The organism is Kribbella monticola (assembly GCF_003261635.1).
GTDB lineage: Bacteria > Actinomycetota > Actinomycetes > Propionibacteriales > Kribbellaceae > Kribbella > Kribbella monticola.
Window position 1 is genome coordinate 195,822 of the sequence record NZ_QFXK01000010.1, and the last position, 13,364, is coordinate 209,185.

Consider the following 13,364-nt stretch of genomic DNA (forward strand, 5'->3'; position numbering starts at 1 on the left):
CGACCGCCGTTCCGACCCGGGCCTTCGAAGAGAATCTCATGGGACGTTCCTTCCTTTGCGCCTGGCTGAGCAGCAGCACTCGGCGCGTTGTGGTGGTGAGTCGGGCTCGCTGTAACGGTGTGTGGCGGCGTGCCGATTGCATCATTGGGGTTTGCGATGACAATGGCTCGTTGGTTAGTTGCCATGATGGCTGTGGGGGTCTTGGGCACGAGCGGATGTACGCGCGCGTCGGTTCCGAAAGCGGATGGTGAACAGGGGGCGACCCAAGCGACGTCGAGCGCGCTTCCGACGTCTCAGGTGGAGCAAACGATTGGATCAGCTGGCGGGGTAGTGCTGTACGGCGAGTGGTCTGCACGGCTACCGTCGGGTTCACGGCCCGAGGGAACGTTGCAGCTGGACTTGCAGCCGTTAGAACCGAGCGGTGGATGGCCGGCAGGGCCGCTGTCCAGCAGTCGCCGTGGTGCTCCGGTTGGCATTGATCTCGAGGGGTCGACGATTGGGGGGGCTGGGGCGGTGCTGACCCGGCGTCTATCCAATGCTGTTCCTGCCGGCCAGTCCGCCGCGCTTGCGTACCTCGATACACAGACGCACCAGTGGATCCCCGTGCCGACGCAGCTTTCGTCGGATCGGAGGATGCTGAGCGCCACGGTGCATCACTTCTCGATCTGGGACGATATCCTCGCGACCGTCGGAACGCTCAGCGGGGACCGTGCGGATGCTCTCCGCTGCGAAGGCAACGTGCCGAACTGGGCAACTTCCGTGACATATCTTGACGAGGCCAATTCGCCGATGCGGTGGTGCGCTGGCAGTGACCCGAAGGATCCGCAGATCCTGGTGATTAAGGTCGCGGTCAACCGCGGCTATGGGATGGGCCTGCGGCGGGCCGTTGCACCGAGGTGGGTGTGGTCCTCAGCCGGGGGTAACGCTCCCAGAAAATATCTTGGTATGGGGGATTGCCGATCAGGTCCGGGTGCCGGCGGATGCGAGGTCGATGTTCGATGGCGTCGCGTTCCTGCCACCGTCCACAGAGCTGCATATGGGTTTCTCGGAGTCACAGGTGCGGAGTGTGCACGGCCCGATTCTGTCGGCGGTGCCAGATCTTTCCTATGCGGTCGCCGGGTTGGTTTACCACGAGTTGAGCAGCGCGCTCGGTAAGGCACACCCGGCGATCGCGGCGCTTGTCAGTGTAGTCGCCACCTGGCAGTGCATCCATGATCTCGCAACAACCGACTGGGGGAAGGCCAGCGGCGTCCTCTACCAATGCATCGTTTCGAACTACGACGACATCAAGAACCTCATCATCGACGTTGGCGCGCACATTCCTGCTTTCGATGCCGGGAGTTGGGCGTTGCTGCGGCTGGCGCCCGTCGCGTGCTTCTGGCGCTCTTCTCGTTCTCGCTAGGTTTCACCTTCGGCGAGTACTTCGCGGACAGCCAATTGGACTCCGCCGCCTTCGAGGCGCATGTCGAGGTTCGACCTGCGGTCAATGACTTCACCTTGCGTCCTGGTCGGTTGGGACCGCTGCGGGTTGGTATGTCGAGTCGTACCGCGATCGCGACTGGGTACGTTCATGCGGTGAACGAGGTCTGCGACGTCCACTATGAGTTGTCGCCGAAGGTCGTAGCCGCGCTGGGAGGCAGCGATCCGGGTGGAACCGAGTTTCGCGACGGCAGCAGGGAAGATCTCGACGGAATTCTCATCAAGAGCCCCAGAGCTAGAATTCCTGAGGGCATCGGAGTGGGAACTACGCTCAAGAAGCTTCGGGCAACGTATCAGCAGCGGCTGAAGGAGGTTCCGGGACCGCTCACCGAATCAAACCCGGCCCCGAACCTCGCGATCTTCGGGGATGGCGCGGCGATCATCTTCGGCAGCTTTGACGGGGTGTCGGTGAAATACATCGAGCTCGTCGCTGGGACGTCACCGCAAAACATCAACCAACAGCCCTGGGAGTGCTGACAGTCACCACTCCGCCAGGTCTGCGGGTGCAGCACAAGTTCTACGCCAACTGTGCGAAGCCGTGGCCGACGTTCCCGGTCGGTGAGCAGGGTTGGAAGTTCAGCCCGCATCGATGCAGTGAGCCACAGTCAGCTGCTTCCTGAAATGATTGGTCAGTCGTGGGCTGATGGGGGAGTCTTGAGCCTGTGGAGGCGGCTGAGCATGACATTCTGGTGGCGATTGATCGCGGCGAACGAGCGTTCGACTGGAACGCCTGGTTCGGTGGTGTGGATACGGCCGGCTATCTGACCCCGCAGGGACGAGCCCTGGCCTCTCTCGCTGCTGCTGATTTGGAGACGCTCTTCGGCTCTTCATGGTTGCCGAAGGCTACTGATCCAGCATCCAGGCACTTTATCGCCGAGTTTGGTGCCACCTCGCCATTGCTCGCTCTCAGCGAGGCGGCGGCGTCCGCGGCGTACGTCGAAACGCTCCGGTGGTGGAGCAGCCTGCAGGTCCTTAAGCAGCGTTCCATCCCCGGGGTGCAGTCGGTTCTGAAGGAGCTGCGCACCGACATCACTGGGCACCGCCTCAGGCACAGCCTTGCGCAGGCGCGTCTGGCGGCACAGGGTTTGGCCCGGGGTGCTGAGGTGTTCGTTGAACCGTCGAAGAGCCGCGGTGGGCCGGGTGATGTCCTGATTCGTGCCGGAGGGTGTGAGGTTTTCGTTGAGATCGTGTCCTCGCTGCCGGTGCCCAACCAAGACGAGTTGGCCTATGACGATCACGTGATGTGGCTGTGGAGGCAGAGCGCTGATGTTTCGTGGACTGGTTATGTTCCCGGATTTCTCAACGTGGCTCGTGAGCAGGCTTGGCGCAAGGCCGTGGTTGCTGCTGTTGCACATTGCCTCGAGAGCGGCGGTCCGGGGGTAGTGGATCTTGGCTCGGCCAAGTTGACGGCTCAGCCTCGCGCGGATGCCAGCGGTGGCAAGCTCATTGGTCCAGATGTTGCAGTCGATCAGAGTCGGCGGCTCGCGGGTGTTATTGATCGAAAGGCGGCGCAGACCCGTGGTGCGGGCCCTGCCTGGATCTGGATCGAAGATCATGGCGGGCTTCACCAGCTCACGCCCTTCAGTGGGATGGGGATCGAGGACAAGCTCGCCGCCCTGGCGGAATTGAGTAGGCCCTTGCTCAAAGACCGGCACCACGTCGCTGGAATTGTCTGGACCAGGGCATTGAGATCAAGCGACCTGGAATCGAATGACGTAGTAGGCCCTTTCGGTATGGCCTTCAAGCGTCCCCTGCCCGGCAGGCAAGTGCGTGAGTCGATCGTCGTTCATCGTGATCTGCTTCTCCCTGAGCAACTGAATCTCATTGCCCGGATCCTCGATCGCGAGCCGCAATGGCTCGCCTGGGCCCTCGAGACACTCGACGTGAGCACGCTTGCCCAGTGCCTTCGTGTGTATCCCCCGACGGGGACCCGCTGATAGACCCGTAGCAGGCATCAGTCAACCTCCTGGCTTCAGCGGCCTGCTGTATGCCGAGCACCGCGGCGGAGATCCGCAGCGATCGGCCAAGGATTGCGAGGACGTAAAAGAGGGCGGCTGCACGACTGACGTCGCACGCTTGACGGCCGACGGCACCTGGCGATACATCATCGACAATCCCTACGGCACTGCCCATCAGGCGCGCGCCACCCAGACTGCGGGCTGAGGTGAGTCGCTTCGGCCTTACTCGCGCTCTGAACCGGTATGCAATCCCGAGGGCCCTAGGGACCGGCAACAGCGGCTTGTCCAGAACGGGAATTCGTTGATGCTGCGGCGTGCCTAGTCATCGCGAAACACATGCAATGCCAACGCCAGCAGTGTTTCATCCGCCACAGTAATCACCGCTGACCTTAACCACATGCTGCCCGGCGTGATAGTCGTCCTATCACCCACGGGGACAGGTGGTGCGAGCACTGCCTTCTAGTCGGGCAGGACTGGTCGGCGTTGTCGTCTGAGGGACGCGTCGAGGACGACGATGCCGACGAGGTGCCCGTGCTTGCGGAGCTGGGCGGCTATCGCTCCAAGGTCTGTTGCTAGCCGTTCGCGTGGACCGCGCCTGAGTGCCGCCCCTCTGCGACGGTCGGTCGTGTCGGTCCATGATTCCTCGTCGAACCAGAGCACGACGAAGATGCCGAAGCTCGTTTGGAAGTCGGCCATATAGCGATTGACGAGCTGGTCTTGGACAGAGGCAAAGAGGTCGCTGTTCCACGCACCCTTGACTTCTCCGGGAAGGAGAATGGGCTGCGAGCCGGGTGACGTCGGGGAAGGCAGGGCCTCGATCCGGAGGTCTGTGCGTTCTGGAAGTCCGCTCGGCCGGTTTCGCCGTACCTGAACTTCACGGTTCACCGCGGTGCCACGGTCGTGGAGGCGGATGCTGAGTTGATCTGCAAGGAAGTCGGAGATCTGGTCTTCGGTCTTCGGTCGTCCGGAGTAGGTGTCCCAAAGGAGGCCTGCTGTCGGCGTGTCCCCCTGCAGCCTGTTCTGGATCTCGCTGAAGGCATCAAGGGCCGCATCAAACAGGTCGTGGTCTGTCCGGATCAGGGCGGCACTGCTCCTGTCGGCGAGCAGGTCCAGCTCGCCGGCGGTCCATGGTTGCCAGCTCTGCTCTCTTCGTGCTGCCCGAGCATCGATGAGAACTCTTTGTAACCAGGGCCGGTCGGGGAATTTCGTGGTAATCCGGGCGATGGCATCGACAGCCTGCCGTGTTCCTTGCTTCCTGAGCATATCCAGTATGTTGTCTCGCCACTCGCCGAGTGATTCGCGGGGAGTGACCATGTGTGCGTCCTCGATGTGTGGATCTTCTGCAGTCGCGAAGTGGTGTTCAAGCCAGACGTACAGATCCTCCAAGGCATCTTCGGGAAGGTCGAGCACCTCACGGGTGTAGCTGTGCGCGACGTGCGCAACTATCGCGCTTTCCATGAAGCTGGGCGCAGCATCCAGCAAGTGCCGAAGGGCTGGCCAAGCCTGTCTCGGACCGATCTTGAAGAGCCAGCTGACAGCGGCACTCCCTCGATCCGGATCTCGTGCCAACTCCTCGTCACTGACCCATTGGAGGAGGAGCGAAGCGACTCGGTCGGGATGGGTTTCGATGAGTGCTTCGACGAGGCCTTCGCGGGGGACAGCGGGGATAGGGCGCCGGAGGCGCGTCAGGAGAGCATCGGCGAGGTCGTCGGATGCAAGGGTCCTTAGTTCTTTCACGTAGAAGAGGGGCTCGCTATTCTCGATTGCCCTGTCGACCATGGCCAGGAGCGCGGTGATAAGAGCATCAAGCGCATGCGGCATCGCTAGGCGGAGGAGCGTCTCCTTGTCATCGGGCCTAGCGCCATTGGTTGCTGTTGGCCAGGCAATCAAGATTGGGGACCAGTCTCTCCAAACGGATGGGGCCAGGCCGTCGAGCACCTCCGGCCGGTTTCGTAACAGCAGGACAAGCGCCTGAAAGGCGGCACGTGATGGCAGTCGCGAAAGCTCTTGGGTGACTGGCGTTCCGGGGGAGCGGTGACCGTCGGCCAGGTAGGTGACTGCCGCGGAGACGAAGTCTCGACGAACTGACTCAGGGAGGCCCGTCCAACGGGGGTGTGCAGTGATGTCCGGGTTGAGTTCGTCCGCGGGACGATCCGTTGTCGGCCGAATCGTGACCAATCGTGTGGCCGTCCAGAATGCTTCGAGGTCACCTAGCAATGCAGCGCTTATGCATTCCGCAATACGTGGATTGATCAGCCGCCCTCGTTCCTCCATCTCGGCCTGGCGCCGATCTCGACGTTCTCGATGCTCACGATGCACAGCCAGCCGTTCTCGCCCCGTCGTAGCCTCGGGCGAGTCCAGCTCGATCACTTGCCGCCAGTGGGCAAACAACTTCGCTGCCGGATGATCGGCGGGAAGTCCCAATACGATGCTGCTGTGCTCCGTGTCGGCCGGGTTGTAGCTGTGTGTCGCTGCGTGACCAATGTTTTGTTGGAGAGGTCCCTCCGAGGCCACGTACTTCTCTATGAGCCAGCCGAAATCAGCCGACGTCAGCAATGTCGATTCGTGCGGGCCGGTCCACTCGATGAGGTCTAAGATCTGATCCAAGGTCGCGTCCTGGAACAGAACCAGGGCGATCATGTGCCGGTCGTCTGTGGTTAGGTGGGCTCCGAGGCGTTCTTCGCCGAAGAGAGGCTCGTAGGTATCCGCCTGCTCCCTGACCAGGGCCTTCAGGGCTTCCTGCGCAGACCTTAGATTGAGGTGATGGACACAGAGTCGTACCACCGAATCAATGAGCCCGGTGAGGCGAGAGCTGGCCAACTGACCGGCAATGCTCGTCACCCAGGCGCAGGCTGCCTCCAGGTCATCGTCGGTCAGTCGGGCTGCGAAATCGCTTACGAATATGGAGTGCAGGCCGAGTCCGCGGCGACGGTTGCCGGCGCCGATCAGTTCGAAAACTCGAGCGGTTGACACTGCATGAGGCCATGAGGCCATGAGTGCGGCTGCCGCCAACTCGTCATCGACCCGTTCGCCAAGCCCCTCCGGTTCCAACAGCAGACTGGCGAGTCTGTCGGTGGGGTCTTCGGCCGACAGATCATGGACGCCAAGGGCGGCACTCGTGCGTAGATCGGTGCGCTGCGCGGGATCAAGCGCTATGTCGGCCAGCGGCTCTCTGAGCGCGAGAAGGTTGCATTGTCGCGCGATCGTGATGGCGAACTGGACTACGTCATGGCTCTCATCCGCAAGCACAGGCAGCAATTGGCTGCTCAGATCGTCATGTGCGAGTACAGCAAGATTCCAGTCGTAGCTGTAGTAGAGAGATCCTGCACGGAGGGCCGTCAAGAGCGCGGAGACAAGCTCAGAACGGAGTTCCTGGGATGGCTCGACCGTACCAGCCAAGAACCCCGCAGGGTCCGACGCCAGCAGCCATCTGAACTCCTGTGGTCTCATGGCCACAAGCCATGGGACCATCTGCCGAGTGCGAGAATATGTGCCTCCGTCGTCGCCGGCACAAAGAGAACGAACTTCCTGTGGGCGCAGGTTCTGCGACAGCACCCACCTTGCGGCGAGGTAATCCGCGAACGTCGCATGAGACCACACCAGACGTCGATTGCCGGCGCGGGAGAACAGCGCGGTCTGCCATGTTGCTCGAAGGATCTCCCGAGGTCCGATGCCGGCATCGTAGGCGCCGGGCTCGATGCATTCGTCGCTATGCAGGTCGTTGGAGTCGGCCTCTACGGACGGTCCGGTCCAGATCGTCGGCTTGCCACCGAAGATTGAGATCGCGGCCATTCGCTCAGCGGTTCTGAGGATGTGTTGTGGTGGGAAGACCGGTGCGCCCGAGTCTCGGCGCTCAGGGTTCAGCTCGTCGGCCAACGCCAGCAGGCCCCGCTCGTACAGTTCGACCGTGCTGTCAGGTAGCCGCCCGTCTTCGTGCCTGGCAGCGATGAGGAGGTTCAGAGTCAATGGCCGTGCCGCAAGGGGAACGACACGTGCGGCCTCGATCGCGGTCAGGAAGTCAGGAGCAGAGAAGCCCTGCGCCTTCACAATGGCCCCGGCGTCCCTCCTCCGGAGCGGAAGTAGTTCATAGGTTTTCAGTGCACCGAAGCGCGTTTCCAGCTTCGCCGGCAGTGACGACGGCCACTCCGCAGCCCGGCTAACGATCCGGAGCCACAATCTGGAGCAAGGCCAGGCATCGAGGTAGTCCGCTAGCATGGAATGCAGACTCGGAATGCGATTGTGAGCCTCATCGAAGCCGTCAAGCGTCATGCTGAGTTCGCCCTCGCCAGCACACCAGGCCTGGATCCGTGGATCGCGGAAGACGCGTTCCTCCAGTCGGAGCTCACTGGCGAACCGCCCAAGATTCCACTGGAGATCCTCTCCGTCGAATCCGTCAGGTAGCAGGGCACGCTCTGCGGCCAGCGCTGCCGTCTTGCCCATGCCTGGCTCGCCGAGCAGCACGAGGCATCTGAAATCTCTCAATGCCGTTGTCGGCACTGCCTCGGCGTTAGATCTGAAATAGGAGTCGTCCTCAGGGTCTGCAAGCCACCCTCGGGGAGTCAGCTCGTACCTGCCGTCCTCAGGGATCCAGAAGCGCGTGATGCGTGCAGGCGCTAGTCGTCGATTGCTCACGTAGCACCTCCGATCTCCACCTTGGGAGAAGATACGTCGGAAACCGTCGGTGGGTCGATTGTGCGAGTTCGGAGACTCCTCTTCCAGGTCCTCACCGAGCGTGAGGAGAAGGCCTCGGTCGCGAACGCGTCCAATGAGTCCTTCGGCGGCTGGACCAAGACCTTCACCGACCCCCGGCTATGCGCAGCCATCGTCGACCGACTCACCTTCGGCGGCACCATCCTCGAGACCGGCACCGACTCCTACCGTCTGGCCCAAGCCACAAAGCAGCGGACAACCTGACACCCGTCGGGCGCGGAAGCGGTGTCGACGCAAACCAACATCCGCGGCACCGACACGTGCCCGGCGGTGTCAGAACTCGCCAACAAGCGGTGTCGGACGAAACCTCCGCAGCCATCTACGCGCGCCGCGCCTCGGGACGCCATCGGTGACTAGATCCCCTTCTGGTGCGCGAGGATCGTCGCGGCGAGGGGGCGCCGGGGGCTTTGTCCGCCGACCGCGATCCGACCGTCACCTTTGAGGTCATCCGTGTGGTCGCGGATCCAGTCGAGGGTGTCCCTAGCCTCATGAAGCGCTGCTGGATAGGGGTTTCCGGCGCGGGTCGGTAGTTGATCGAGACAAATATGACCTTGCCAGCGGTAGCGATTCCCGAGGTCTCGTATTCAACCTGAGGAAGATGCGCTTGTGTCGAGGAGCGTCGAGGCGAGCGCTGCCACGCGAGGAGCATCGTGTAGGCGCCTTCGGAGGCTCGGGTACGCGGTGAGGAAGTAGGTCGGTGTGCCGACAGGCCACCCCTCAGCGCGGCACTCAGCCGCCCAGGAGTGGAGGTCTCTTCGGTTGTCGCCGATCGCCGCTGCGAAATGCGCCTCTGCCGCCTCCTGCAGAGTCTCGTGTGCAAACGTCAGTGCGCCCTTCCTGGTCTCTGGGTCTTCTACGACGCGGGCGGTGCGGTGAAACCACTGGTCGATGGCCGCAGCCGGACCGTTGATGCGCGGAGTCCACTTGCGGCGGCGGAGCCAGGACCCCGAGATCTGGACGGTTGATGCCGCCGCCACACGAGTGCACACGACCAGCAATCTCGCGCCGCATGTCATCTACAGGTCTCAGAGCACCACTCAGTTCCTGGACAGCCAAGGAGCGGATCTTAATTGCAGCATGTGACCGGGCAATCCTGTCGACGTGGGCGCGCAATAGGTGCTGTTCGGGCAGATCAAGTGTGGGCACGGCGCGGCTCGATGCATGGAAAGGAGCTCCGGCTGGCATGTCTGCCTCGCCGAGGAGCCACTTGTGCAGTGGATGTGCTTCCTCAGAGCTGTTCTCGTCCAGGCCATCGATTAGCACCATCAGGTGCTGCCGCTGCCAAGTCACAGCAGCGGCAGCACGAAGCAGCTCGAGCACTCGGCTACCTGGCGGCAGTGCCCTTCGACGTGACGAGGGGGCCCGAACGACGACTGGGAACTCCGGCCTTCGACGTTCCGTCCGCTGAGAGCCCAACGGCGACTGCGATGGGAGCCTTAGGCGGTGCGGCAAGTCCGCTGAGGAACAACGCAAGGTTCTGCACCAGCAGCGGGGCGGTGGCCTCGTCGCGGTAAGAGTCCTCGAGCCAGTTCACGTCCATAAATACCGCCAGACGTCCTCCGCCGATCACCTCGGTGCTTCCCCAGGCCGCCGCCACGACCGTGGCGTTTGGGTCGAACGTGCCCGGCGCACTGGTTGAGACGACATTACTGCCTGAGACGTTGCCCATCCCGCCCGGCGCTGACGGCTGCCAAGTGTGCACCGAGAACGGCTGTGTTGTGAGTCCCCCCACGGCAGACGGGTTGAGCGGCAGCGGCCCGGTGTCGAAGAACGGGTCGCCTAACCCGCCGACTTGGATTCCGCCAACACTGACGATCAGCTTGTTGATGATGTCGGCGGTGGAGGCGTTGATCGTCTCGCAGCAGGGCCGCTCGCCTGTGAGATACACCCCGCCACCGTTCTTGGCGAAAATGACGAGCCGATCCCGATCGGCGGCGCTCAGCGGTTCGATGGAAACATGCCAGATCTCTGAGTACTGCGAGATCTGGTCAGGAAGGACGTCGGAGTACTCGACGGTGGGGCTGTAGCCGGCCGAGCTCAAAACGCTCGCGGCCCAATCCAGCTCGCTAGAGTTATAGGTGCCGAACAGCAGGGCGCTGACATCTGCGCCGCATGTCGCGTTCTGCTTACGAAGCGGGATGAGATTGATCTGGGCGCGGGGAAGGTTGCTCACGGTCGCACCCCGCCCGGTCAGACACAGGTAGGTGCCTCCGTCCGGGATGGATCGGCGGTACCCGTCGCTGCCGACAAGCCACGCCTGTGCCGTCGCCGGGTCGCGCACGATGTTGCCCGGCGCGATCTGCGGAATGCCGGCCGTCGAACGCAACCAGCCTAGGGTGGCGGCGTAGCCCGCCGCCGTGCCATAGGCGTATGTTTCGCCTGCTTCGTCCGCGTAACCAGTGAAGGGAGCCATCAGCACCGGCGACGCATCGACGGTGGCCACCCAGGGCCCGCCAGAGTCACCGGACGCGCCCAGGGATGTCGCATTAGGGTCATACCGGAAGCAGATGATGTCGAAGGAGGCCAGGTCGCAGCCCGGCGCCAGGCTCCAGTCGCCTGGCCGGGTTGTGTGCAGGGTGCCAACCCCTCCGAACAGAGAACCCAGCGGCTGTGTGCGGCCAGCACCCCACAGGACGACGGGAAGGTTGTCCTCATAGGCGGCGCCACTCGGGGCTACCGGAATCGCGGCGTTCGCTGTGCTAATACTCTTGTCCAGCTTCAGGAGCCCGACGTCGTTCTGTATGTACTGATCGTGCTCGGAGTATCCGTGTCTGACAATAGAGGACACTCCCCGCCTCGTCCCCTTGGACTTCGACGACTTGTAGCCGACCCAAACGGTGATCTCAGTTGCCTTGGCGAGAGTTCCCGCATCCACCAGGCAGTGGCCAGCCGTCAATACCCATTGAGGACTGACGAGCGCGCCGGAACAGTTGAACGTTTAGTGCTTGGTCTTCCATTCCAGGTAGACAAACCAAGACGGCGCCGTCGAAGGTGTTGTTCCATTGATCACCGCCGACGCAGGTGGCGACGACACCACGGCCAAGGCTGCGAAGGAGCTGGCCACGAGCGCCAGAACGGAGACGAGGGCAGTAACCAGCCGGCGTCGCCTGGATCCCTGGCGTCGGGCGACAATGTTGCCCCAACTCGGGGCATGCCCCAGTGAATGTTTGTTCGTCACGCTATACCCCCCGGTATTCGCTACAGAGCCCCCAAGTGATGTGCCAAACGCTAGCACGATCCCGACGTCAAACGGTCCACGGTCAGTCCGAAATTAAATGCCTCGCCAGTATGAAATGTCGGAAGAGAATGCCGACATGCGATCCTGCTACTAACGCGGGTTCGTCCGGAGGGGTCGTCTAGAGCGAGAGCACCGACGCACCGACGCACCGAATTGTGCGTCGACCTTCGGGGCACCTCGACGAACGACAGCGTCCAATTTCCAGGCGGTGGCGTGCCGCGGGAGCTGGCGCGTAGGTTCGCCTTGAGCAGCAGCGCCCACGACTTGGTCAACCCGACCGTCGATAAGGTGATCACTGCGACTGGACTATCAACGGCGGTCACCCGACGCCCCCGCTGTGCAGCCGCTCCGAATGGAGGTGGCGCAAGCCTTGAATGTGGTTGCCAATAACAACCACATTCAGCGGACCGCCCGTGGCGCGTGAGTTATTTGGCGGGCGAGCACTTGTCAAATTGGATGACGTGTGCCGTTGACCCTGGCTCGTGCCATGGCTAGCCTCCCAAAACAGGGGGCATTTCTCGGGTGACCAACTGTCGGTTCTCGTTGGTCGTGCGCCAATTTCTTGGCTATCGCTGGAATGCTGCGTGAGCAAACGCTTGAATGTCCGCAGAATATCGCAGAGATCTAGGGCCTGCACCTCGATGGCTTATCGCAAGCGCAACGGACCCAGGCTGGAACGATTCGTCGGCAGTCTCGTACATGCCTGGCTGGCCGAGATCGCGCTCAACATGGCTTCGCAGTCTTCGATGAGAAGGGCCGCGCCGCCTTCACGATCAGCGAACTGTGGAAGAGCCGCGATCGCTGGGACCGCCGTTGACCGGCTGGTGTTGGTGTCCCGTGGCTCAAGGTTGGCGCCCGTTGGTTCGTTGGGATCGATCTGAAAGGCCGGGCACAGTCGGCTATGGCGGTGACGCCCGTGCATCGGCCGGCGAACGTCCTGGTTGGAGTTCACGAGCAGGCCTGCAGGACTGACTCCAGCAACGCCCGCGAGTCGGCGTCGTCGAGTCCGTGGATCTCTAGCTCGGTGAGTCCGGTCAGCTCGTGATCCGAACCTTCCCGGACGGCGAAGACCATAACGACCGACCCCGCGGCCAAGCGCTGGGCGACGAAAGCGAGGATCCGGGCAGAGGTACGGTCGAGCCACTGCTCGTCGCCGACCAGGCACAGGATGGGTTGCTTGCCGGCGGCCTCGGACAGCAGGTTCAGAACCGCGAGTCCTACCAGGAAGCGGTCTGGAGCGATGCCGTCCAGCAGGCCGACCGCAGTACCGAGCGCCTCATGCTGCGGCCCGGGGGAGCCGGGCGATCCGGGCCATGGACGGCTGGCAGAGCTGCTGCAGCCCGGCGGACGCCAACTCGGTCTCGCACTCGATCCCAAACTGGCAGCCGGTGCCCTTGGCCGCCAGCGCGTCCAGCAGCGCGGATTTGCCGACTCCGGGCTCACCTCGGAGGACCATCGCCTTACTGGTACCCGCCCGCGCGATCGTGGGCACCCGCAGATTTTCATCACATCAAAGCCAGCGCAGCGCCTGCTCCGCCACCCAAGCGTTCCGGATGAGCAACTTCGAGGGCGGCGGGCCGGATTGCCGTGCCAGCTGATCTGCTCAGCGCTCTTTGTACCCGCTGAACTGGCGGCGCCGATAAGTCGGAGGAGCAACACGCACCTTAACCACACGCCTGGAGCTCGACTCTGATGCCATCCCCCGAACCCCGTGATACTGCCTTCTGGAACCGGGGATAGATCGCCAGCTTCCAATGTCGCTCATCGTCTCTCGTCGAAATCAGATGAGTTAGGAGATGAGTAGAGGTACCAGAGAAGGTGATTGTCAGCCGAAGGTTACCTTCTGCCCGGGGCGGGTCGACCGTCGCGCATCGCGCGGTGAGCGTGGATCGTGTATTGGTCTGCCAGTAACCGGCAGTCGGCGAAGAATGTCGCGCACCATGCTACTCAGCGCTACGCGGTCCGGCGGAGCGGGCGAT

The 13,364-nt window shown here is 62.7% G+C and carries 6 protein-coding genes and 1 pseudogene; 4 read left to right on the plus strand and 3 right to left on the minus strand.

Translation table 11 applies throughout. The features are described from left to right. The first annotated feature begins 991 nt into the window (after positions 1 to 991). From DIZ26_RS06960 to DIZ26_RS06970, 3 genes are all read left to right on the plus strand, one after another. Positions 992 to 1,402, plus strand: a complete 411-nt coding sequence (locus DIZ26_RS06960) for a hypothetical protein (RefSeq protein ID WP_112238861.1) — start codon at positions 992 to 994, stop codon at positions 1,400 to 1,402. Beyond that, on the plus strand, positions 1,372 to 1,956 hold the full coding sequence (locus tag DIZ26_RS06965; RefSeq protein ID WP_112238862.1) for a hypothetical protein: 585 nt from the start codon (positions 1,372 to 1,374) through the stop codon (positions 1,954 to 1,956). Before DIZ26_RS06960 ends, DIZ26_RS06965 begins: the two co-directional genes overlap by 31 nt. Positions 1,957 to 2,141: 185 nt before the next feature. Then, positions 2,142 to 3,416, plus strand: a complete 1,275-nt coding sequence (locus DIZ26_RS06970) for a hypothetical protein (RefSeq protein ID WP_112238863.1) — start codon at positions 2,142 to 2,144, stop codon at positions 3,414 to 3,416. A gap of 480 nt (positions 3,417 to 3,896) precedes the next feature. Here DIZ26_RS06970 and DIZ26_RS06975 read toward each other — a convergent pair whose 3' ends face one another. After that, positions 3,897 to 8,069: an NACHT domain-containing protein gene (locus tag DIZ26_RS06975; protein ID WP_157979619.1), complete on the minus strand. Its 4,173-nt coding sequence runs from the start codon at positions 8,067 to 8,069 to the stop codon at positions 3,897 to 3,899. 60 nt (positions 8,070 to 8,129) lie between these two features. Here DIZ26_RS06975 and DIZ26_RS06985 point away from each other — a divergent pair, with 60 nt between their 5' ends. Next, positions 8,130 to 8,351: an ATP-binding protein gene (locus tag DIZ26_RS06985; RefSeq protein ID WP_408610208.1), complete on the plus strand. Its 222-nt coding sequence runs from the start codon at positions 8,130 to 8,132 to the stop codon at positions 8,349 to 8,351. 1,120 nt (positions 8,352 to 9,471) lie between these two features. Here the strand turns inward: DIZ26_RS06985 and DIZ26_RS06990 are convergent. Beyond that, positions 9,472 to 11,067, minus strand: a pseudogene (locus tag DIZ26_RS06990) (trypsin-like serine protease); the annotation flags it as partial. Between the two features lie 1,266 nt (positions 11,068 to 12,333). Then, entirely contained in the window at positions 12,334 to 12,762 is a 429-nt protein-coding gene (locus DIZ26_RS37385; RefSeq protein WP_157979620.1) for a hypothetical protein, read from the minus strand. Positions 12,763 to 13,364: the final 602 nt, after the last annotated feature.